This window comes from Kitasatospora sp. NPDC097691 (assembly GCF_040302665.1).
GTDB lineage: Bacteria > Actinomycetota > Actinomycetes > Streptomycetales > Streptomycetaceae > Kitasatospora.
Genome location: NZ_JBEORY010000028.1, coordinates 49,562 through 71,429 on the forward strand (window position 1 = coordinate 49,562; position 21,868 = coordinate 71,429).

At 75.2% G+C, this 21,868-nt stretch carries 18 protein-coding genes and 3 pseudogenes; 12 read left to right on the forward strand and 9 right to left on the reverse strand.

The window, feature by feature from the left end; genetic code table 11:
* Window positions 1-2: 2 nt before the first annotated feature.
* A pseudogene (locus tag ABTY56_RS20840) lies at window positions 3-323 on the reverse strand (imine reductase family protein); the annotation flags it as partial.
* A 395-nt stretch (window positions 324-718) separates the two neighbouring features.
* Here ABTY56_RS20840 and ABTY56_RS20845 point away from each other — a divergent pair.
* The 3 genes and pseudogenes from ABTY56_RS20845 (at window position 719) to ABTY56_RS20850 (ending at window position 2,066) form a co-directional block, all read left to right on the forward strand.
* Complete coding sequence (locus ABTY56_RS20845; protein WP_350630428.1) at window positions 719-1,495, forward strand: GNAT family N-acetyltransferase; 777 nt, start codon at window positions 719-721, stop codon at window positions 1,493-1,495.
* 137 nt (window positions 1,496-1,632) lie between these two features.
* Window positions 1,633-1,686, forward strand: a pseudogene (locus tag ABTY56_RS38870) (hypothetical protein); the annotation flags it as partial.
* Window positions 1,687-1,715: 29 nt separating this feature from the next.
* Complete coding sequence (locus ABTY56_RS20850; RefSeq protein ID WP_350630429.1) at window positions 1,716-2,066, forward strand: hypothetical protein; 351 nt, start codon at window positions 1,716-1,718, stop codon at window positions 2,064-2,066.
* Window positions 2,067-2,410: 344 nt separating this feature from the next.
* Here the strand turns inward: ABTY56_RS20850 and ABTY56_RS20855 are convergent, their stop codons facing one another.
* The 3 genes from ABTY56_RS20855 to ABTY56_RS20860 form a co-directional block, all read right to left on the reverse strand.
* A complete protein-coding gene (locus tag ABTY56_RS20855; protein WP_350630430.1) occupies window positions 2,411-3,082 on the reverse strand; it encodes an ABC transporter ATP-binding protein in 672 nt (223 codons plus the stop codon).
* On the reverse strand, window positions 3,082-3,861 hold the full coding sequence (locus ABTY56_RS38875; RefSeq protein ID WP_502893153.1) for an ABC transporter ATP-binding protein: 780 nt from the start codon (window positions 3,859-3,861) through the stop codon (window positions 3,082-3,084). The genes ABTY56_RS20855 and ABTY56_RS38875 overlap by 1 nt, the downstream gene beginning before the upstream one ends.
* Window positions 3,862-4,058: 197 nt before the next feature.
* On the reverse strand, window positions 4,059-6,065 hold the full coding sequence (locus ABTY56_RS20860; RefSeq protein ID WP_502893154.1) for a branched-chain amino acid ABC transporter permease: 2,007 nt from the start codon (window positions 6,063-6,065) through the stop codon (window positions 4,059-4,061).
* A gap of 978 nt (window positions 6,066-7,043) precedes the next feature.
* Between ABTY56_RS20860 and ABTY56_RS20865 the strand changes: the two genes are divergently transcribed.
* Together ABTY56_RS20865 and ABTY56_RS20870 are read left to right on the forward strand one after the other, a co-directional pair.
* Complete coding sequence (locus tag ABTY56_RS20865; RefSeq protein ID WP_350630431.1) at window positions 7,044-7,652, forward strand: MTB12 C-terminal domain-containing protein; 609 nt, start codon at window positions 7,044-7,046, stop codon at window positions 7,650-7,652.
* On the forward strand, window positions 7,643-9,085 hold the full coding sequence (locus tag ABTY56_RS20870) for an ABC transporter substrate-binding protein (RefSeq protein WP_350630432.1): 1,443 nt from the start codon (window positions 7,643-7,645) through the stop codon (window positions 9,083-9,085). Before ABTY56_RS20865 ends, ABTY56_RS20870 begins: the two co-directional genes overlap by 10 nt.
* A 291-nt stretch (window positions 9,086-9,376) precedes the next feature.
* On the opposite strand, the pseudogene ABTY56_RS20875 reads toward ABTY56_RS20870, so the two are convergent.
* The 4 genes and pseudogenes from ABTY56_RS20875 to ABTY56_RS20890 all read right to left on the reverse strand — a co-directional run.
* Window positions 9,377-10,504 (reverse strand): annotated as a pseudogene (locus tag ABTY56_RS20875) (PP2C family protein-serine/threonine phosphatase); the annotation flags it as partial.
* 305 nt (window positions 10,505-10,809) lie between these two features.
* Window positions 10,810-11,232 carry a MarR family winged helix-turn-helix transcriptional regulator gene (locus ABTY56_RS20880; RefSeq protein WP_350630433.1) on the reverse strand — a complete coding sequence of 141 codons (423 nt, stop codon included), beginning with the start codon at window positions 11,230-11,232 and terminating at the stop codon, window positions 10,810-10,812.
* A gap of 30 nt (window positions 11,233-11,262) precedes the next feature.
* Window positions 11,263-12,627 carry a M48 family metalloprotease gene (locus ABTY56_RS20885; protein WP_350630434.1) on the reverse strand — a complete coding sequence of 455 codons (1,365 nt, stop codon included), beginning with the start codon at window positions 12,625-12,627 and terminating at the stop codon, window positions 11,263-11,265.
* A 129-nt stretch (window positions 12,628-12,756) separates the two neighbouring features.
* Window positions 12,757-13,104, reverse strand: a complete 348-nt coding sequence (locus tag ABTY56_RS20890; protein WP_350630435.1) for a dsRBD fold-containing protein — start codon at window positions 13,102-13,104, stop codon at window positions 12,757-12,759.
* Window positions 13,105-13,348: 244 nt separating this feature from the next.
* Here ABTY56_RS20890 and ABTY56_RS20895 point away from each other — a divergent pair, with 244 nt between their 5' ends.
* The 7 genes from ABTY56_RS20895 (at window position 13,349) to ABTY56_RS20925 (ending at window position 20,470) form a co-directional block, all read left to right on the forward strand.
* Window positions 13,349-14,500 carry a CapA family protein gene (locus ABTY56_RS20895; RefSeq protein WP_350630436.1) on the forward strand — a complete coding sequence of 384 codons (1,152 nt, stop codon included), beginning with the start codon at window positions 13,349-13,351 and terminating at the stop codon, window positions 14,498-14,500.
* 178 nt (window positions 14,501-14,678) lie between these two features.
* Complete coding sequence (locus ABTY56_RS20900) at window positions 14,679-15,494, forward strand: 2,3-dihydro-2,3-dihydroxybenzoate dehydrogenase (protein WP_502893155.1); 816 nt, start codon at window positions 14,679-14,681, stop codon at window positions 15,492-15,494.
* Between the two features lie 231 nt (window positions 15,495-15,725).
* Window positions 15,726-16,937, forward strand: a complete 1,212-nt coding sequence (dhbC, locus tag ABTY56_RS20905) for an isochorismate synthase DhbC (RefSeq protein ID WP_502893156.1) — start codon at window positions 15,726-15,728, stop codon at window positions 16,935-16,937.
* Window positions 16,934-18,601 (forward strand): (2,3-dihydroxybenzoyl)adenylate synthase, encoded by a 1,668-nt coding sequence (locus ABTY56_RS20910; RefSeq protein WP_350630438.1) that lies wholly within the window; start codon window positions 16,934-16,936, stop codon window positions 18,599-18,601. The genes dhbC and ABTY56_RS20910 overlap by 4 nt, the downstream gene beginning before the upstream one ends.
* A gap of 32 nt (window positions 18,602-18,633) precedes the next feature.
* Window positions 18,634-19,383 carry an isochorismatase family protein gene (locus ABTY56_RS20915; RefSeq protein WP_350630439.1) on the forward strand — a complete coding sequence of 250 codons (750 nt, stop codon included), beginning with the start codon at window positions 18,634-18,636 and terminating at the stop codon, window positions 19,381-19,383.
* Window positions 19,380-19,613 (forward strand): phosphopantetheine-binding protein, encoded by a 234-nt coding sequence (locus ABTY56_RS20920; RefSeq protein ID WP_380336603.1) that lies wholly within the window; start codon window positions 19,380-19,382, stop codon window positions 19,611-19,613. Before ABTY56_RS20915 ends, ABTY56_RS20920 begins: the two co-directional genes overlap by 4 nt.
* A complete protein-coding gene (locus ABTY56_RS20925; RefSeq protein WP_350630440.1) occupies window positions 19,613-20,470 on the forward strand; it encodes an AMP-binding protein in 858 nt (285 codons plus the stop codon). The genes ABTY56_RS20920 and ABTY56_RS20925 overlap by 1 nt, the downstream gene beginning before the upstream one ends.
* Before the next feature lie 114 nt (window positions 20,471-20,584).
* On the opposite strand, the gene ABTY56_RS20930 is transcribed toward ABTY56_RS20925, so the two are convergent.
* Window positions 20,585-21,823: an amidohydrolase gene (locus ABTY56_RS20930; protein ID WP_350630441.1), complete on the reverse strand. Its 1,239-nt coding sequence runs from the start codon at window positions 21,821-21,823 to the stop codon at window positions 20,585-20,587.
* Window positions 21,824-21,868: the final 45 nt, after the last annotated feature.

The window sequence follows — 21,868 nt, forward strand, 5'->3', positions numbered from 1 at the left end:
GATCAGCCGGCGAGCAGCTCGACCGGCGCCGACACCTCGTCCGGCCCATGCCCGGCGTCGATCGCCCGGCGGGTGAGGCCGAGTGCGGCGTCCAGGACGGCGGTGTCCAGGCCGCTGGCCCGGACGGTGCGCGCGACGTGGGCCGGGCCGGCTGCGGCGGGGGCCACGCTGCTGCGGTGGCCGGGATGCCGGCGGTCGTCCGCGCGCCGGGCGAAGTCGTCGGTCAGCGGCGGCATGATCCGGGTCAATCCCTGGTCGTACGAGGCGAGTTCGGCGCAGCTGATGCCCTCGGCCCGGGCGGGCGTCAGGGTGTGGACCCATCCGTGTGCGGTGGTCGGAACGGGTCCGGCAGCGCCGCGTCGGCGCCCGGCCCATCGGGCTCAGGCCGGGCACGGCAACGGCGGTACGGGAAGGAAGGGTTGAGGGAGATCGTCCGCCCGGCACGACAGCTACGCCAGGCCTGCTGATGCCGGGGCGCCGCCGCGCCGGACCGACCTGTCCGGAACCGCTCGCGGGCCTCGCCCTGGAGCGCGCCCGGATCACCCGAAGGACAGGCGAACTCGCCGCCGACCGTGCCCTGTTGGACACGGTAACGGCCGCGGAGGCGCCGAGCGAGGTGATCCGCGCCGGTCTACCGCCCGCCGGGCCGCCGAACCCACGGCGCGGGCCCGGCGGAAACCCGGTGGCGTGCGCGTCCGCGCCGTGCTGGAGTGAGCGGATGGATCATGACGAGGTGCTAGCCCTGTTCGACGACCGTGTCCGGCGCAACGCGCAGCCCGACGGGCCCGGTGTCCGGGTCGAGCACGACGGTGCGGTAGTGCGGCTGGTGGGCGGGGTGGGCGACTGGAACGGCGTGGTGTGGTCCGGCCTGGACGAGGCCGTGGTGGACGAGGCGATCGCCGCCCAGGTGCGTCACTTCACCGAACTGGGCCTGGAGTTCGAGTGGAAGGCCTACTCCCACGACCGCCCCGCGGACCTCGGGCGACGGCTGCTCGCGGCCGGTTTCACGCCCGAGCCGGACGAGGCGCTGATGATCGCCCGGATCGCGGACCTGCCCACCGAGGCCGTCCTCCCCGAAGGCGTGCGGCTGCACCCGGTGACCGACCCGGCCGGGGTGGACCTGATGGTGGAGGCCCACACCCAAGCCTTCGGCGCCGACCACCCGGGCCTGCGCGCGCGGATGCTCGGCCACCTCCGGCACGGCAGCGACACGGTCCGCATGGTCGTCGCCCTGGCCGGCGACCGCCCGGTGTCCGCAGCCCGGATGGAACTGAACCCCGGCACCGGCTTCGCCGGCCTCTGGGGCGGCGGCACCGCCCCCGACTGGCGCGGCCGGGGCATCTACCGCGCCCTCGTCGCCCACCGCGCCCGCCTCGCCGCGGACCTCGGCTACCAGTACCTCCAGGTCGATGCCAGCGACGACAGCCGCCCCATCCTGCAGCGCCTCGGCTTCGCCCGACTGAGCACGACGACGCCGTACGTGTACCGGCCGTAGGGCCTGGTCCGCTGCGCGTCCGGCAGATCTCCCCGCCCCGGACCGGAGGCCACCCTGGGCCGTGATCCACTTCCGGTCGTTCCCCCTGATCGACGAGGAGCCGAGGCGATGACCCCTTCACCTGCCCGGACGCCCTGATTCGGTCCGGTGCCACGTTCCGGGAGTACGGGCTGATCATCCATGACGGCGGCACAGCAAGTATCGGGATCGACTTCTGCCCTTGGCACGGACAGCGCCTCCCCGAGTCCAGGGGGACCGCTGGTTCGACGAGGCGCAGCCGCTTGGCGAGCCAGTCGCGCAGGCCCTGCCGCGCGGGGTTCCAGGAGGCGAACGGCACGAGGACCGGGACGGGGTCGGCGGGGCCGAGGCGGTCGATCAGGGCGAGCAGCAGCAGGACGGCGAGCGAGGTCTTGCCGGAGCCGGCGTCGCCGAGGACCACCAGGCGCCGCTGCGGCAGCGCCAGGAAGGCCTCGGCGAACGCGGCGAGCTCGGCGGACGACCCCTCGGGCGGGGCTCCGGCGAGTTCCGTACGGTCGGCGAGGTGCCGGTCCGCTCGCCACGGCACCGGTAGCGGCACGGGACCGAACAGCCCGCGGGTCGCCGCCTCGTCGCGCCACTGGCGGGCGACGACGAGGGCCAGTCGGCGGGCGTCGGGGTCGGCGGTCGTGGGCTGCGGTCCGCCGTAGAGGTTGATCACCTCGGCCTGGTGGACGGTCCGCGCCTGTCCGCCGGAGAACCGGTTGGACGTCACGCTCTGCTTCGCCCTGCCCGGCGTTCCGTCGTGCATGTCGTCGCGTACAGGGTCGCGCACCTCTTCCCGCACGGTTCATCAGCGTACCGGCGGGGGAAGGTATTTGGACCAGTTGTGGGAAGCGGGGCCCTGCCCTCGGCGAGGGGCTGGACCTGGACGTGTCGTCACCGCGTGACCGCGAACCGCCCCGGGAACGGCTCCCCGGGCTCACCCGAGAAGACCACCTCGCCCCGGTGCAGCACGTGCACCACGGCCGCCCCGGCGAGGGTGCGCGGCAGCGACTGCGCGGCCAGCACCACCGTACGGCCGGCGGCGGCGTCGGCCAGCAGGCGGGCGTGCAGCCGGGCGGCGACGGCGGGGGCCAGGCCGCGCTCGGGCTCGTCGAGCAGGAGGAGCGTCGGCCGGGCCGCCAACGCCCGCCCGACGGCGACCAGCTGCTGCTGGCCGCCGGAGAGACTGCCCGCCCGGCGGTCCAGCAGCGCGGTCAACTCGGGGAAGAGCTCCAGCGCTTCGCCCGGGCCCGGTCCACCCAGGCTCAGGTTCTCGGCGACGGTCAGCGACCCGAACACCCCGCGCTCGGCCGGGACGAGGGCCAACCCCCGCCGTACCCGATGGTGCACCGACAGCCCGCCGATGTCCCGGCCCCGCCACAGCGCCTGCCCGCCCGACAGCGGTACGACCCCGGCGAGGGCGTGCAGGGCGCTCGTCCGTCCGGCGCCGTTGCGGCCGAGCAGGACGGTGAGGGCGGCGGAGGGGAAGGCGAGGTCGACCCCGTGCAGTGCCTCCAGCGGGCCGTACCGGACCCGGGCGGCACGGAGTGCGGCTTCGACGGGCATCAGGTCACCGCACCCCAGGCCCGGGTGACCCTGGGATCGGCCAGGACGGTCGCGGTCGGGCCGCCCGCCACCATCCGACCCTCGGCCATGGCGTAGACGGAGTCCGCGAGTTCGCCGACCAGTTCGACGTCGTGCTCGACCAGCAGCAACGCCATGCCGCGCTCGGCCAGGCCCCGCAGCACGGACACCAGACGGGCCGTCTGTGCGGCGTCGAGCCCGGCGGCCGGCTCGTCCAGCAGCAGCACGCGGGGCCCGCCCGCCAGCGCCCGCGCCAGCTCCACCAGCCGCAGCACGCCGGTGGGCTGCGCCCCGGCGGGCTCGGCGGCGATGTCCTGCAGCCCGAACAGCCGCAGTGCCCCGGCCGTCCGTTCGGCCACGGCCCGGGTCTCGGTCCGTCCGGGCCGCCCGGGCCGTTGCGCCGTCCGTTGTTCGGCGCCGACCCGGACGTTGTCGGCCACCGAGAGGGTGGGGAAGACGGCGATCTGTTGGAAGGTCCGCGCCAACCCGAGCCGCACCCGCCGGTGTGCGGGCAGCCCGGTGACGTCCCGCCCGCCCAGCAGCACCCGCCCGGCGTCCGGACGCGCGGTGCCGGCGAGGCAGTCGAACAGGGTGCTCTTACCGGCTCCGTTCGGCCCCACCAACGCCGTGATCCGCCCCGGCAACGCCACCAGGTCCACCCCGGCCACCGCTTCGATCCCCCCGTACCGTCGCACGATGCCCCGGGCGGTGAGCCGGGCAGCGGGGTGGGAGACGGGGCGGCCGACATGAGTGTCGCTCATGGCTGACCGTTCCGTGCGCCGAGGACTGCCGCTCGGTCGATGGGACGCGGGGTGGGATGAGAGTTCCTCATGGCCCGGTGCCGTCGTTGGTCGGTGGGACGGGATGAGAGTTGTTCATGGCTTCTCGCCCGGGTGGTGCGATGAGACTTCCTCATGGCTGCTCCTCCGCATGGCCGGCGGGATGGCATGAGAGTTGCTCATGATGCCCGCTCCTCTCTCTCCCGCCTCGCCGCGATGGCCGCTCGTACCCGGTGCCCCGTCGGGGTGAGGCGGGACGGGGGGAGGGCCGGGGGTGGGCGGCTGTCGCGGTGGTGGTGCAGGGGGAGGGAGGCGAGGCCGCCGGGGAGGCGGCCGATGACGGCGGCGAGGGCGCCGACGGCGACGGCGGAGACGCCGGCGACGGTGCCGGCGTCGAGGCCGATGAGGAGGGCGGCGGCCAGGACGGCGGCGAGGGCGCTGTCGGCACCCGCGACGACGACGGCCGCGAACCAGAGCAGGCCGCGCACCGGGTCGAAGTCGGCGGGGTCGAAGGCGCGTCCGGCGAGGCCGATCAGGCCGCCGCCGAGGGCGGCGAGCGCCGCGCCCGCGACGAAGGCGAGGAGCTTGAGGCCGGGGACGTCCACGCCGGCCGCGACCGCGCCCGGTTCGTGGTCCCGCATGGCGGTCAGGGCCCGGCCGAGTCGATCCCGGTGCAGGGCGCGAACGGCGAGCAGACCGAGGCCGAGGAGCAGGAGTTCGGCGAGGTAGAAGGCACGGTCGCCGGCCAGGAAGGACGGACGGTCGAGGACGAGCCCGGTGGTGGCGTACGGCTGCTGGAAGACGAAGCGGCTCATCGCCATCCCCACCGCGAAGGTGACCAGGGCGAGGGCGAGCCCGCGTCGCCGGATCGCCGGCCAACCGGTGAGCAGGCCGAGTGGCGCGGTGGCGAGGACGGCGATCAGCAGCGCGGGCACGGAGGGCAGTGGCGGGAGGCCGGGGATGCGACCGGACATCAACAGCGCCGTGCCGAGCGCGCCGAGGCCCGCGTAGCCGGCCTGTCCGAGCGAGATCTGCCCGCCGTAGCCGGTGACCACGACGATGGACAGCAGCACGAGCGCGAGCGCGGGGACGAGCAGGGCGCTGCGCAGGTCGTTGCCCCGGAAGCCGAGCGGCAGCAGGAGCAGCACCAGGCAGACGGCCCCCGCGAGGCGTCCGCCCCCGCTCCCCGCACGGTGCAGGTTCAGCGGCGCCGGTCCGGCCCGTTCCCCGCCGGTGCCTGCGCCGTCGATGCCCGGTCCGCCGATGCGTGGCCCGGCGAGCAGGGCGGTGGCGAGAAGCGCGATCACGAACAGGTTGGACTGCACCGCCTGCACCAGCGGCAGCAGCTGCCCGGACGGGTGCAGCCGGGTGAGTTCCGACTGGGCGATGCCGAGGGCCAGCCCGGTGGCGACGGCGACCGGGATGCTGTGCAGCCGGGCGGCGACCGCGACCGCCATGGTCTCCATCACCAGCAGCGGCAGCCCGTACGGGTCGAGCAGCAGGTACGGCGCGAGGGCGATGCCGACGAGCCCGGCGGTGAAGGTGCCGAAGGCCCAGCCGGCGGCCGAGAGCCGGTCGGCGTCGACCCCGGCGAGGGTGGCGAGGTGGCGGTCGTCGACGACGGCGCGCAGATGGAGGCCGAAGCGGGTCCACCGGGTGACGGCGGAGACGGTGAGGCCGAGCACGAGGATGGCGGCGAGCTGGGCGACGGTGTCGGGCCGAAGGTTGTGCCCGCCGGGCAGGTGGATCGGGGTGCCGCCGAGCGGGGAGGGCGCGCCGGCCAGCGGTGCCGCGCCCCACAGCAGCACGGCCACGCCGATGAGCAGCACGAAGACGCCGAGCCCGGCGACCACGGTTTCGGCCGGTCCGGCGCCGCGCCGTTGCAGCGGGCGGTAGACGAGGACGTCGAGCAGCACGCCCAGGGCGGGGGCGACGAGCAGCAGGCAGCAGGCGACGGCGGGCCACACCGGCCAGTGCCGTACCACGACGAGGTCGCGCAGCAGGTAGGCGATGGCCATGGCCTGGGCGCCCTGGGCGATGTTGAGCACGCCGGTGGCGCGGTGGCAGACGACCAGACCGATGCCGCTGAGCGCGGCGGCGCTGCCGACGGTGAGCCCGGCGAGGGCGAGGTCGACGGTGAGGCCGAACGAGTCGGGGGCGGCGGTGAGCAGGGCGGTGGCGGTCATGGGCGGTCAGCCGGTCGGCGGGGCGGATTCGCCCGGACGGGTGGTGGGGCCTCGGCCTGAGCCGGGGCCAGGATCGGGGCCAGGACCTGGGTCGGGGCCAGGACCTGGGTCGGGGCCAGGACCTGGGTCGGGATCGGGGCCAGCGCCGGGGTCGACCACGGGCGGCGAGCAGAGCGGGCAGGGCGTCAGCCCCCGGTCCCGGACGGCGCCCCGGTCCACCGGTCCGGCCCGCGCCTTGCCGGTGACCAGCGGGCAGTCCGGACGGTGGTAGCGGCTGCCCTCGGGAACGGCCAGCCATCCCTCGGCGCCCCCTCCGGCCGGATCCGGCGCAGCGGGCCCGGCACCGGCTGCGGCACTCGGCCCGGCACCCGCTGCGGCAGCCGCTTCGGCACCCGCTGCGGCACCCGGTCCGGCGCGCCGACCGGTGTCGGGCTCGGTGCCCGGTCCTGCGTCGGGCGCTCCCGTGCCGGACGGTTCGACGAGCAGCTCGTACAGCCGCTCCACCCGCCGGTCGGTCAGGTCCTCGCGCTCCGGCGGGGGCGGCGACCGTAGTGCGACCAGGACGGTCCCGGCCACGATCAGGGCCGCGCCCGGGACGGTGGAGGAGGCCAGATAGGGGATCTGCTGCTCGACGAAGCGCTCTCCGGAGACCCCGTACCAGCCGAGTACGCACAGGACGGCCCCGGCCGCGACGAGCAGCCAGCCGACCCATTCGCGCGCACCCCGGAGGGCGCCCCCCGAGGCGCTACCCCCCGAGGCGCCACCCCCCGAGCGGCCGCCCCGGAGTGCGCCGCCCCGACGCGCGCCGCCTCGGACGGGGGAACCCTCTGGGGCGTTACGGGTGATTTCTCCGTCGGATTGCGATTCGTCCATGGATCCGCCTTCATGGTGTCACTTGAGACGTTTCCAGGATTGGCCTGGAACAGCATCCGGGACAGCGAGACAGCGGCCCGGGCGGCGCAGTCGAGAGGGAACACCATGCACGTGACGCGAAGCGGCACCCCCACGGGCGGCGGCCGGGCCCTGCGGACGGCGAGCGTGCTGCTCGCGCTGGTGCTGGCGGGCGCGGTGGCCGGGTGCAGCAGCAGCAAGTCCGGCTCCTCGGCGTCCTCCCCGGCGAACGCGAGCCCGAGCGCGAGTGCGACCGCCTCCGCGAGCCCGAGCGAGACCGCCACCGGCACCGCCTCCGCGAGCCCGGGGGCCACCGGCACCGCCCCCGCCGACCCGGCCGCCGCAAAGACGGCGATCACCACCAACTGGGAGAAGTTCTTCGACCCGGCCACGCCGATCGCCGACAAGGCCGCGCTGCTCCAGGGCGGCGACGCGCTGCTCCCGGTGCTGCAGGGCTTCTCGCAGGATCCGCGGGTCGGCCAGGTGCAGGCGAAGGTCACCGACGTCTCGTTCACCGACGCCTCCACCGCGACCGTCACCTACTCGCTGTCCCTCCAGGGCACGGTGGTCGAGCCGAGCGCGTCCGGCCAGGCCGTCCTGGAGAACGGCACCTGGAAGGTGTCCCGCTCGACCCTCTGCGGCCTGCTGACCCAGGCCGGTGGTGCCAGCGGCACGCCGATCCCCGGATGCAGCTGACGCCCCGCTCGTGGTGCCGGGCCGCCGACGCGTTCGCGCGCCGGCGGCCCGGCCGCGTCGTGGCGGCGGTCCTCGCCCTCCTCCTGCTCGCGCTGCCGGCCGGCTGCGGGACCCGGCTGCCCGCCGACGCCTTCACCGCCCGCGCGACCCCCACCTCCGGGGTAAGCGGGGGCACCGGCAGCGGAGGGAGCGGGACCGGGGGCACCGGGAACACCAATGCCGCCTCCGACACCGGGGTCACCGCCGGCGAGATCGTGATCGGCATCGTCACCTCCCTGACCAGCCCGGTCGGCAGCGACGTGTTCAGCGGTCCCCGGTACGGCGCCCAGGCCTTCTTCCAGTCCCTGAACGACCACGGCGGCCTGCACGGGCGCACTGTCCGGGTGGTGACCTGCGACGACGGCGGCAGCGGTGTCGGCAACCAGGACTGCGTGCACAAGCTGATCGACCAGCAGCACGTCTTCGCGTTCGTCAGCGGGAGCGTCCTCGACTACGCGGGCGCGCCGTACGTGAGCGGCAAGGCGGTGCCGGACGTCGGCGGACAGCCGATCGGCACGGCGTACGACCGCTGGCCGCACCTCTACGAGATCTACGGCAACGCCGCGCCGCGCGACGGCCGCTCGGTCGGCTGGAACGGCACGCTCTACCAGAGCACCGAGGTGTTCCGTTTCTTCAAGCAGCGCCTGGGCGCGAGCAGCGCCGCCGTGGTCGCGTACAACCAGGCCGACTCGGCCCGTTACGCCGGACAGCTGAAGGCCGGGCTGGAGGCGGAGGGCTACCGGGTGCTGATGCAGACGGTGGACTTCGCGCTGCCGAACTTCCAGGCGGTGGCCGCGGCCGTGCGTGCCGACGGCTCTCAGCTGCTGTTCGACGCCATGGACACCCGGGGCAATGCCGCGCTGTGCCGGGCACTGGACGAGTCCGGGGTGACGGTCACGGCGAAGGTGACCAACGTGCAGAACTGGTCGGAGTCCGTGCGCAGTGACTACCAGTCCTCGCCGAACTGCCGCAACGTGCTCTGGGCGACCTCGTCGAGCCTGAACTACGAGGACCAGCAGTACCCGGCGGTGCACGACTTCCGTACCGCGATGGCCCGCTACTACCCGGACCGGGCCGGTCAGCTGTCCGCCTGGGAGCTGGAGGGCTGGGCGGGCGCGCAGTGGCTGACCGACGCGCTGGACTCCTGCGGCGCCGCGCCGACCCGCTCCTGCGTCGAGGCGTTCATGAACCGCGCCGAGCCGTACGACGCGCACGGCCTGATCCTGCCCGCCTCCTTCGTCCCGCAGCCGCCGCCCTCCGGTCCGACCCGCGCCTGCCTGAACGCCGCCCGCTGGCAGGACGCGGCGCAGGGCGGGCGCGGCGGCTGGGTCACCCAGGTGCCGTCGATGACGACGAACTGCTACGACGTGCCGCAGCTGCCGTACAAGCCGTAACGCCGCCGGCCGCGGACCCCGCCCCGGCGGCCGTTGTACCGAGCCCGGCAGCCGTTGCACCGAGCTCGGTGGCGGACTCCGACCCGGCGGCGGACCCCGACCCGGCGGCGGACCCCGGCCCGGCCGCACTCCCGAGGCCCGCCGGAGCTTAACGGTCCCCGCCGGAGCAGCAGCCCCCGCCGGAGCGGTGGCCCCCGCCGGAGCGGTGGCCCCGGCCGGAGCGTCGACCCCGGCCGGAGAGCCGAGGTCGGCCGTGGCGCGGTTGCCGTGCTGTGGTCCGTCGTCCGGGAGCCGTTCGACCACGACCATGGCCGCGTCGTCGTCCAGGCGGCCGCCGACGTGGGCGAGCAGGTCGCGGCGGAGGCGGTGGAGGAGGGCGGTGGGGCGGTCGCCGCGCCAGGCGGTGACGCGCTCGGTGAGCGGGTAGAAGCGCCGCTGGGCGTCGCGGGCCTCGATCACGCCGTCGGTGTAGATCAGCAGCCGGTCGCCCGGGCGGAACGGGAAGGTCTCCACCTCGTACCGCGTCGGGGCGAGGTCGCCGAGCCCCAGGGGCGGGGAGGGTTGGCGGGCCGCGAGGGTGGTGATGCCGTCGGGGCGCAGCAGCAGTGGGGGCGGGTGGCCGCAGTCGATCAGGCGGACCGGTGAGCCGTCGTCGGGGATGTCGAGCAGGACGGCGGTGATGAACGATTCGCCGGCCTCGCCCGACTCGTGGGGCTCCTCGACGGCGTCGCGGGACGCCGCCCGGGGCAGGGTGCGCCGCTCCTGCTGCGTCCGGCGCGCCTGCCGGGACTGCTCGGCGAGCTGGGCGAGGTCCCAGCTGACGCTGCCGTCCAGGTAGGCGGCCAGGTCGGGCAGCTCGGCGTGCAGGTGGGCGGCGGCGCGGAAGGCGCCGAGCAGCAGGGCCGCGTCGCCGAGCGAGGACAGGCCCTTGCCGCGCACGTCCCCGACCAGCAGCCGGGTGCCGGTGGCGGTACGGGCGGCCGCGTACAGGTCGCCGCCGACCTGGGCCTCGGCCTCGGCGGCCAGGTAGACGGAGGCCAGGTGCAGCGGCCCGATCCGGTCCGGCAGCGGGCGCAGCAGCACCCGCTGGGCGGCCTCGGAGACGGACCGGACCCGGGCCAGCTCGCGTTCGTGCCGCTCCCGCAGCACCCGCAGGCCGATGATCAGTGCGGAGACGACGGCCTGCGCGCTGAGCTGGGTCTCGATGTTGGCGCTGGTCAGGCTGTCCCGGACGGAGCCGATGACGGTCAGTGCGGCGAACGCGATCAGGGCGACCGCCGCGGTGGCCCGGGGGCCGGCGAAGGAGGCGGTCAGGGCGGGGGCGACGATCAGCAGCGGGCCGAGGTGGATGTCCGGCGGGGACAGGATGTCGATGACGGTGATCAGGGCGATCAGCGCGAGCGTCAGCGCCGTCAGCACCCGGGGGTCGGGTCGCCAGGTGCGGCGGCGGTCGGGGGGATGCGGCGCGTGCGGCGGGAACGGCGCATCGGGACGCTGCCGGAGGGGCACCTCTCCTCTGTACACCGTGGGGGCGGCGGGGCGCACCCCGAGACGGCCGTCGGTCCGCGGCCGTCGACCGCTGGGAGCGCTCCGTCGCCGGCCGCCCTCGGCGCGCAGTCGGGGCGCGTCCGTGGGGCTGCCGTCGGTGCCGGGCCGGGCCGTGTCCGTGGGGCTGCCCTCGGTGCCCGGTCGGTCCTGGGCTGCCGGGCGCCGTGAGCGTTCCGTCAGCCCTCTTCGCCGTAGCGGGCCAGGTAGGCGGCGAAACGGGCGATGTCCTCGTCGGACCAGTCGGTGAACCGGGTGGTGAAGGCCAGTCGGCGCTGCTCGTTGGCGTCCCGCAGCAGGGTCAGCCCGGCCTCGGTGGCGCGCAGGATCTGGCCGCGCTGGTCGTCCGGGTCGGCCTCGCGGGCCAGCAGGCCGAGCTTCTCCAGGGCGGTGACCTGACGGCTGACGGTGGACTTGTCGAGCATGAAGTGCGCGGCCACGTCGGCGGCCCGGCAGCCGCCGCGCTCCGTGATCAGGTCGAGGATGCTGTACGTGACCAGGGAGAGGTCGGGGTGCAGCTGGGAGGCCTTGTGCCGGGCGCGGCGGGCGAACGCGGTCAGCTCGCGCTGGATGGTGTCGATGGACGACTCGCGGCCGGGCACGGCGTTCCTATCTCCTCGATGTTTGTTGCACTATACAACGGATTCGCCCGGGGTGGCGCGACGCTCCGACGCCGGCCGTCCTCGCGCGGCCTGCCAGGCGCGGGCGGCGGCGATCCTGCGGGTCGCACTCGGGTGAGTGGCGAACAGTAGCTCAAGCAGCCTGGGCGGGTCGACATCGGAGACGTTCGTCAGTGCCAGTCTGCGCTGCATCGCCACGAACTGCTCGGCATCACCGGTCAGTTCGAGGGCGTGCCGGTCCGCCCGGGCCTCGATCCGGCGACTCACCGCGCACTGCGCCGGACCCGACAGCGCACCCAGCAGCGCCGCGAGCGCCGCGAGCAACGGCAGAGCCCGGGGGTCCGCCGCATCGGTCACCCCGGCGGCGTCCAACAGCGGCTGCCAACCGGTCAGCAGGCCGAGGACGGCCACCGCGACGGCCGCCCCGACCGCGCCCAGCGCGGTGCCGACCGGCACGTCCCGGTGCTTGACGTGGCCCAGCTCGTGCGCGACCACCAGCTCCACCTCGCTCGGCTCGGCGGTGCTCAGCAGCGTGTCGTACGCGACGATCCGGCGGGTGGCGCCGAAGCCGGAGACGTACGCGTTGAGCGCGGTCGTCCGGCGGGAGGCGTCCGCCACCAGGACGTCCCGCACCCGGACGCCGTCCCGTTCGGCCAGCGCCAGCAGCGCGGTGCGCAGCTCGCCCGGCGGCATCGGGGCGAAGCGGTTGAACACCGGCTCGATCAGCAGCGGGTGCAGGAAGGAGAGGGCGGCGGTCAGCAGTGCCGCCGCGCCCGCCGCCGGTACCCACCAGTGCTGCGGCGACCAGGCGGTCAGCGCGAACAGCCCGAGGGCGAGCGGGAGGACCAGGACGAGGGTGAGGAGCAGGCCGCGCAGGGCGTCCAGCGCCCAGCCGGCCCAGCCCTGGGTCACCAGCCCGGACCGGGCCCGGACCGACCGCACCCGGGCGTCGAAGGGCAACTGCAGCAGCCGGCCGAGGACCACCAGCGCCGCCGCGCCGGCCAGGACGGTGGCCGTCCGGGAGCCGCCGAACCAGCTGCCGGCGGCGGTGACCAGCGCGGCGCCGGCCGGGGTGAGGCCGAGCAGCAGGGTCAGCGCCAGGCCCGCCAGCCGGCCGCCCAACGCCCACGGCAGCTGGGCGCGGCGCAGCGCGCGGCCCCGGGCGCGCTCGGCGGGGGTGAAGTCGGGGGTGACGTCGGTGACATCGGTGACATCGGAGGCGGAGGCGGGAGTGGCGCCGGGGGTGACGTCGGGGGACGCGGCGGGGCCGCCCGGAGCGGAGGCGGAGGCGGAGGCGGAGGCGGAGGCGGGAGCGGGGGCGGGGGCCGGGTCCGCGTCGGGGTCCGGGGCGGGCCGGCGGTCGGGGGTGGTGTCCATGGGCGGGGTACGGCTCTTCCGGTCGTCCGGTGTTCCGGTCGGGTGTCGCGGTTCAGCATGGCGTACCCGGACGGGCAGTGCGCACTCCTCTGCCGGGCGCAGCCGCGGCGGGGTTCAGCCGGGTGCCTCTCACTCCTCCGTGGGACCGGTGGCGCGGTGGACGCCCGCGCGCAGCAACTGGTGGCCGAGGTCGACCAGGGCGCGGCCGACCGCGAACTCGTCGCCGACCTCCGGGGCCGGGGTGTCGCGCGGGTTGCGGCGCGAACGGGCGTCGCTGTGCAGGACGTTGCCGTCGGCGTTCAGGACGGCGTGCACCCGGGTGGTGTCCCGGTCCTCGACCACGTGCAGGCTGAGCTGCCAGTCCTTGGTGCGGACGGCCCGCTCGCCGCCCCCACCCCCGCCGCCCGTGCCGCCGTGCGGGACGCCGCCCGTGCCGTCCGTGCCGCCGTGCACGGCGCCGACCTCGTTGCTGCCCATCACGTCACACCTCCGGGCCTCCCGCGCGGGACCGGTGTCCCCGTACCACCACGCTGCGCGCCCTCCCCGCCGCCGCACCAGGGACACGGTGGCCGGGACGGGTGGGGTGATTGGGACGGGCGGGCCAGGGGTGGGGCCGCCCGTGCCCTTCTGTGGCCGGAATGTTGCGGCTGCGGGCCCAAGTGGTGGTGATTCGGTGGCGTAGGCTGACCGCTCTTGCATCATCCTCGGGGGGAAACCACTCATGCGCCGTGCCGCGGCCGCCGTCGCGCTGCTCGTCGGACTCACCACCGTCACCGCCTGCGGTCCGGACGACCCGGACCCCGCCCCGGCGGGCGCCGCCCCCGCCCCGACGGCCGCGTCCTCGACCCCGGGCGCCCCGACCACCGGCGCGGCCCCGAGCAAGACCGCCGCGCCCCGGCCGGACGGCACCATCACCGTCGCCTTCGCCGGGGACGTCCACTTCGAGGGGCGCACCGAGGCCCGGCTGGCCGTCCAGCCGCCCGAGCCGGCGCTCGGCCCGATCTCCCGCAACCTCGCCGACGCGGACCTGTCCGTCCTCAACCTGGAGACCGCGATCACCGGGCGGGGCGCCCCGGAGCCCAAGCTGTACACCTTCCGCACCGAGCCCAAGGCGCTGTCGGTGCTCAAGGACTCGGGCGTCGACGTCGTCTCGATGGCCAACAACCACGCCGTGGACTTCGGCGCCGACGGCCTCGCCGACACCCTCGCCGCCAAGGACTCCTCGCCGATCCCGGTCGTCGGCGTCGGCCGCAACGCCAAGGAGGCGTACGCCCCGTACGTCACCACCGTGCGCGGGGTGAAGGTCGCCGTGGTCGCCGCGAGCCAGGTCGAGGACCTCACCAACCAGAAGTGGCGGGCCGGCGCGAACAAGCCGGGCATAGCCTCCGCACTGGACGTCCCGGCGCTGGTCAAGGCGGTGGAGGGGGCGAAGCAGCAGGCCCCGGTCGTCCTCGTCTACCTGCACTGGGGCGAGGAGGGGAAGGCCTGCCCGACCGCCGCGCAGACCACCATCGCCAAGAAGCTCGCCACCGCCGGCGCCACCGCGGTGGTCGGCACCCACGCGCACACCATGGTCGGCTCGGGCATGCTCGGCAACACCTACATCGGGTACGGCTTCGGCAACTTCCTCTGGTACGGAACCTCCGACTACCCGAACTCCAACGAGACCGGCGTCACCACCCTCACGCTCACCGCCGACGGCAAGGTGACCGGCGAGGCCTTCGCCCCGGCCACCATCGACGACAAGGGCATCCCCGAGCCGGTCGCCGGCGCCGCGGCAGCGGCCGCCCTCAAGCGCCGCGACGGCCTGCGCGGCTGCGCGGGACTCTCCCCCGCGCCGAAGGCTCCGGCGGAGCCGACGACCTCGCCGTGAGGTCGGGCCCCGGCGGCCGGCGGGCGCTGCTCACCCAGTTCGTGCGGTGGGTCGTGTCGTGGCGCGGGAGATAAGCGAGACGAACCGTCTCGTCTTTGTGAAGGCGGCGGCAGGTCGGCGTTCGAATTGACGGTCGCACAGGCTCTCGGCGTGGGCGAACAGCTGTGTTAGGTTAGCCTTGCCTAATCTTGCTGGTCGGAGGGGATGTCCTGTGCAGCAGCAGTCCGAATTCGCCGGTACCGTCGCGATGGTCACCGGAGCCGGGCAGGGCATCGGCGCGGCCGTGGTGCGGGCGCTGGTGGCCGAAGGAGCCGTCGTCGCGGCGGTGGACCGAAACGCCGGAGCGCTCGACGCACTGGTGGCGGAGCTTCCGACCGTCAGACCGTACGTACTGGACGTGGCCGATGCCCAAGCCGTCGACGATGCAGTCGAATTGATCGAACGTCAACTCGGCGCGATCGCCACGCTCGCGAACGTCGCGGGCATCCTGCGTTCCGGACCGGTCGTCGAACTCACCGACGCCGACTGGGCCGACACCTTCGCCGTCAACACCACCGGTGTCTTCCACACCGGCCGCGCCGTCGGGCGGCGGATGGCGCGGCGGGGGCGCGGGGCCGTCGTGACCGTCGGCTCCAACGCCGCCGGGGTGCCGCGGGCAGGGATGGCCGCCTACGCGGCGTCCAAGGCCGCGGCCACCATGTTCACCCGTTGCCTGGGGCTGGAACTCGCCCGGTCCGGGGTGCGGTGCAACGTCGTGTCGCCCGGGTCGACCGACACCGAGATGCAGCGCGCGCTGTGGGGCGAGGACGCCGCTGCGGCCGAACAGCGGGTGATCGAGGGCGACTTGGCCGCCTGGCGGGTCGGTATCCCGCTCGGGCGGATCGCCGCGCCCGCCGATGTCGCGGAGGCCGTGGTGTTCCTGGCCTCCGACCGGGCGCGGCACATCACCATGCACGACCTGTACGTCGACGGCGGCGCGACCCTGCGGGCCTGAGCCGCCCCGGGCTTCCGCCGAACGGCCGCTTCATCGCGGCTGCGCCTGACGCCTGACGCCTGACGCCTGACGCCTGACGCCCTGTCGGCCCCGGCAGTCCCGCCGGTGCCCCGAGTCCCGCCGCCCCCCGAGATCCGCCGGCCCCGAAGACCTGCCGGCCCCCAAGAGCCGCCGGATCCCCGTTGAGCTGCGATCTCCCCCGTAGACCCGTCCCAGACTGGAGAATCCACCGTGACCACGGTGCACCACGCCCCGGCGGCCCCCCTCGCCGGCGGCCCCGACCACGCCGTCATCGGCGCGGCCAGCGGACTGCTCGGCCAGTACCGGGCCGCCTCCGACGAAGCGTTCTTCGCCTCGCCGACCCGCACCCTGCTGACCTCCGGCGTGCGTGCCCGGGTGCCGCAGGACGGGCGACCGCTGGCCCTGCGGGTCGCCGAGACGCTGGCCGAGGCCGGTCGCGCGGGGGGCGAACGGCCGCTGGTGGTCGGCGCGGTGGCGTTCGACCGGGACAGCAGGGTCGAACTCGCCGTGCCCGAGCGGGTCCGGACCGGCGGGGCACTGGGTGACGACCCGCTGATCGCGCTGCCCGCGCCGCCGGCCGAGCGGCTTGACTGGCGGATCCGCCCGGTGCCAGCGCCGGAGGCGTACGGCGCGGGCGTCGCGGCGGCCGTCGAGCGGCTGCGCGGCGGGGAGTTGAGCAAGGTGGTGCTCGCCCGGACGCTGGAGCTCGGCGCCGCCGAGCCGCTCGACCTGCCGGGCATCCTGCAGCGGCTGGCCCGGCGCGACCCGGGCGGCTACACCTTCGCCGTCCCGGCCGGCGGCGGCCGGACCCTGATCGGCGCCAGCCCCGAACTCCTGCTCTCCCGGCGGGGAACGGCCGTGCTTGCCAACCCGCTGGCCGGCTCGGTGCCGCGCAGCGAGGACCTCGGCGAGGACGTCCGGCGCGCCGCCGCCCTGCTGGAGTCCCCGAAGGACCTGCACGAGCACGCGGTGGTGGTGGACGCCATCCGCGAGGCGCTGGCGCCGTACTGCCGCACCCTGGAGGTGCCCGAACGGCCCACGCTGGTGCGGACGGCCGCGATGTGGCACCTGGCCACCACGATCCGCGGCGAACTGGCCGACCCGGCGGTCTCGGCCCTGGAGCTCGCCTGCGCGCTGCATCCGACCCCGGCCGTCTGCGGCACCCCGACGGACGTCGCGCGCCGTGTGATCGGCGAGGTCGAGCCCTTCGACCGCGGGCTGTACACCGGCATGGTCGGCTGGGGGGACGCGACGGGCGACGGCGAGTGGGTGGTCACCATCCGGTGTGCGGAGGCGGACGAACGGACGCTGCGGGTGTACGCCGGTGCCGGGGTGGTCGACCGCTCCTGCCCGGAGGCCGAACTCGCCGAGACCAGCGCCAAGTTCCGCACCTTCCTGGACGCCGTGGGGGTGTCCCGGTGACGCCGCGGGACGGGTTCACCCCGTACCCCGCCGAGTTCGCCGAGCGCTACCGGGCCGCCGGGTACTGGCGCGGCGAGACCTTCGGACGGATGCTGCGCGAGCGCGCCGCCGCGCACGGCGGGCGGATCGCCGTCGTCGATCCGGGCGGCCACTGCGCGGCCGCGGCGGAGCGCCGCTGGACGTACGCGGACCTCGACCACCGGGCCGATCGGATGGCCGCCGGGCTGCTCGCCCGGGGCATCCGGGCCGGGGACCGCGTGGTGGTCCAACTGCCCAACGCCGCCGAGTTCTTCGAGGTGGTCTTCGCACTGTTCCGGATCGGCGCGCTGCCGGTCTTCGCGCTGCCCGCGCACCGGTACACCGAGATCGGGTACTTCTGCTCCTTCACGGGGGCGGCGGCGTACGTCGTGCCCGCCGTCGACGGTGGCTTCGACTACCGCGAACTCGCGTCCCGGGTACGGTCGGAGAACCCCGCGCTGCGGCTGGTGCTGGTGGCCGGAGAGGATGCGGGCGAACACGTCCGGCTGGCCGACGTGCCCTGTGACGGTCCCGGTCCCGGTCCGGCGGACGAGCCCGAGCCGGGGGACGTCGCCTTCCTGCAGCTCTCCGGCGGCAGCACCGGCGTGCCGAAGCTGATCCCACGCACCCACGACGACTACATCTACTCGCTGCGCGGCTCGGTCGAGCTGTGCGCACTGGACGCCGACAGCGTGTACCTGTGCGTGCTGCCCGCAGCCCACAACTTCCCGCTCAGCTCGCCGGGTTCGCTCGGCGCGCTGTACGCAGGCGGCCGGGTGGTGCTCTGCCCGCAGCCCAATCCGGAAACGGCCTTCCCGCTGATCGAACGCGAGGGCGCGACCGTCACCGGGCTGGTGCCGCCGCTCGCCCTGCTCTGGCTGGACGCCGCCGAGCGGGGCGCCCGGGGGTACGAGAGCCTGGAGGTGCTGCTGGTCGGCGGCGCCAAGTTCAGCACGGAGGCCGCCCGCAGGGTGCGGCCGGTGCTGGGCTGCACGCTCCAGCAGGTCTTCGGGATGGCCGAGGGGCTGGTCAACTACACCCGGCTGGACGACCCGGAGGAGCTGATCACCACCACCCAGGGCCGCCCGATCTCCCCGGACGACGAGGTCCGGATCGTCGACGACCAGGACCGGGACCTGCCCGACGGCGCCACCGGCCACCTGCTGACCCGCGGTCCGTACACCATCCGCGGCTACTGGAACGCGCCCGAGCACAACGCGAACTCCTTCACGGCGGACGGCTTCTACCGCACCGGCGACCTGGTCCGGCGGACCCCGACCGGCCACCTGGTGGTCGAGGGGCGGGCCAAGGACCAGATCAACCGGGGCGGCGAGAAGGTCGCCGCCGAGGAGATCGAGAACCACCTGCTCGCGCACCCCGCCGTGCACGACGCCGCGGTGGTCTCGATGCCCGACCCCTACCTGGGCGAACGCACCTGCGCGTACGTGGTGCTCCGCGCCGAGCACCGTGAACAGCCGCCGAAGGGCGTCGAGTTGAAGCGCTTCGTGCGACAGCGCGGACTGGCCGACTACAAGGTGCCGGACCGGGTCGAGTTCGTCGAGGCCTTCCCGGCCACCGGCATCGGGAAGGTCAGCAAGAAGGACCTGCGCGCCGCCATCGCGGCCTCCCTGCCCGCCGCCCGTTGATTCCCCCCTCTAGTTGCTAAGGAACGACCATCGTGGGCCTGCCCCGCATTCCCTCCTATCCCATGCCCGCCGCCGAGGAGCTGCCCGCCAACCGGGTCGCCTGGACGGTGGACCCGGCGCGCGCCGTCCTGTTGGTCCACGACCTGCAGAACCACTTCCTCGGCGCCTTCGATGCCGAGGCCGCACCGGTGCCCGAACTCCTCGGCAACGTCGCGGGCTTGGCCAAGGCGGCCGGCGCCGCCGGTGTGCCGGTGGTCTACTCGGCCCAGCCGGGCGGACAGAGCCCGGCCGAGCGCGGACTGCAGCAGGACTTCTGGGGGCCGGGCATCCCGGACGACCCGCGTGCCACCGCGATCGCCGACGCCGTCGCGCCGGCGCCGGGGGACACCGTGCTGACCAAGTGGAAGTACAGCGCCTTCGTCCGCACCGAGTTGGAGCGGCTGCTGCGAGAGCAGGGCCGGGACCAGCTGGTGATCACCGGGGTGTACGCGCACATCGGCGTGCAGGCCACCGCCTGCGACGCCTGGATGCGGGACCTGCAGGCCTTCGTGGTGGCCGACGCGGTCGCCGACTTCGGCCCGGCGGAGCACCGCGCCGCGCTGGCCTGGGTGGCCGGACGATGCGGGGTGGTCACCACGACGGAGGCCGTGCTCGGGATGCTCGACGGGCCGAGCGGGACGGGATGGTCCGACGCGGTCGACGCGGTGGACGCGGTGGACGGTGCGGGCGCAGTGGACGCAGTGGACGCAGTGGACGCAGTGGACGAGGTGGACGGGAAGTGACGGGCGTGGGCTTCACGGTGGAGCGGATCCGGGCCGAGGTCGCCGACCTACTCGGCGAGGACCCGGCGGACATCCCGCTGGACGAGAACCTGGTGGACTGGGGGTTGGACTCCATCCGGCTGATGACGCTCGCCGAGCGCTGGCGGGCGGAGGGCGCCGAGGTGGCGTTCGTCCGGCTCGCGGAGCGCCCGGCGGTCGAGGCCTGGGCCGAGCTGCTGGGCGCGGTCTGATGGATGCGGTCGTACGGGAGACCGTCCAGGGGGCCGCGCGGGAGGCCGTCCGGGAACAGGGGTGGGAGGCCGTCCGTGAATCGGTGCGGGAGTCGGTGCGGGAGTCGGTGCGGGAGGAGGCGCAGACCCCGGTGCCGTCCCTGCCCCGCCGCAGGGTGACGTACCCGGCCACCACCCTGGTGGGTCCGGTGGAGGCGCAGGCGGCCCGGACGCCGCACGCGCCGGCGCTGGTGCTCGCCGACGGGCGGACCGTCGCCTACGGCGAGCTGAACGCGTCCGCCAACCGGCTGGCGCGCGCCCTGGCCGCCCGTGGGGCCCGCCCTGGCGCGGTGGTCGGACTGGCGGCGTTCCGCCGACCGGCCGAGCTGCTGACGGCGCTGCTGGCGGTGGTGAAGTCGGGCGCGGCGTACCTGCCGCTGGACCCGGCGGACGCGCCCGGGCGGCGGGAGCGGCTGCTCGCGGAGAACGCGCCGGTGTGCGTGCTGGGGGAGGGGGTGCCGGGGGCGCTCGCCGGGCTGGACGTCGACGGCGAGCCGGCCGTCGACCCGCCCCGGGCGCTCACCCCGCAGCACCTGCTGTGCGTCGGGTACGGCCCGGGCGGGCGCCCGACGGCCGTCCGGCTCACCCATGCCGAGGCGGACCGGCGAGTGCGCGAGCTGCAGGCGGAGCACCCGCTGGGCCCGGGCGACCGGGTGCTGCACCTGGGGCTACCGCTCTGGGAGTTCCTCTGGCCGCTGCGGACGGGCGCTGCCGTGGTGCTCGCCGACCCGCAGCGGGAGGGCGACGTCGGGGCGGTGGTCCGGGAGCTGGGTGTGACGGCGGTCCGGGTGGCACCGGCGGCCCTGCTGGGCGCGTGACGGCGGACGGCTCTCATCTGTCAGCTAACAGCTAACAGCTAACAGATGACAGATGACAGATGACAGCTTTCAGCGAACAGATTTCGTCATCTGTTCGCTGAAAGCTGTCGACCGTCACGCGTGCGTCCGCGCCGCAGCCGAGGCTGCCGCCAGGTCCGCCGCCGTCCACGCCATGGCCACCGCGCCGTCCAGCACCGCCCGTTCCGCCTCCGCGCCGAGCGCCGCCTCGGCGAACGCCGCCTCGTGCGGGGCGCAGGCGCCGCCGGTGATGTCCAGGACCGGATGGATCGAGGGCACCACGTGCGACACGTTCCCCATGTCCGTGCAGGCGAACGGCCCGCTCTCGACCGGCTCCGGCCGGCCGAGCGCCGCCGCGTTGGCCCGCCACAGGGCCAGCAGCCCCGGGTCGGACCGCATGTCCAGGTAGTCCGGCTCGGGGCGGGACAGCTCCACCTCGCACCCGGTGGCCAGTGCCCCGGCGCGGAAGCAGTCCTCGACCCGGGAGCGCAGCTCCGCGAGGTCCTCGGCCGCCGAGGCCCGGATCTCGTACTCGGCGCTCGCGCTGTCCGGGATCAGGTTCGGCGCCGTGCCGGCCGCCGTGGTGATGCCGTGCACCCGCCAGTGCGGCGGGAGTTGCTGGCGCAGCAGCCCGATCGCGACCTGGGCGACGGTGAGCGCGTCGGCGGCGTTGCGTCCGTCGTGCGGGTTGAGGCTGGGGTGGGCCGCGCGCCCGGTGTAGCGGACGGACAGTGTGCCGAGCGCGAAGGAGCGGAAGTCGGCGACCTCGACCGGGCAGGGGTGGACCATCATCGCCGCGTCCGCTCCGGCGAAGGCCCCGGCCTCCAGCAGCAGCGCCTTGCCGGCCCCGCGCTCCTCGGCCGGCGCGCCGATCACCCGTACGGTGAGCCCGAGTCGGCCGGCGTACGGGGCGAGCCCGAGCGCCGCGCCCAGGCCTGCGGCGGCGATCAGGTTGTGTCCGCAGGCGTGGCCGAGTCCGGGCAGCGCGTCGTACTCGCAGACCAGGGCGACGGTGACCGGCCCGCTGCCGAGGGTCGCGCTGAATGCGGTGGCCAGACCGTGCGCGGGCGCGGTGACGGTGAAGCCGTGGCCGCGCAGCAGTTCGGCGCACCAGGCGGCCGCGCGGTGCTCCTCGAAGGCGGTCTCGGGGTGGGCGTGGATGCGTCGGCTGAGCGCGAGCAGCTCCTCCCGGTGTGCGTGCACGCGGTCGCGGACGGCCTGCTTGGTCGCGTCGAGGGGCGGCGTGCCGGTGCCCCTGGGTGAGGCCGTGTCCCCGGGTGAGGCCGTGTTCCCGGACGGGGGCGTGGTTCCGGGCGGGGGTGCGGACAGGGGCATGGGTGGCGCCTCCGGGGTGTCAGGGCCCGGATGCCCCCGGGCCGT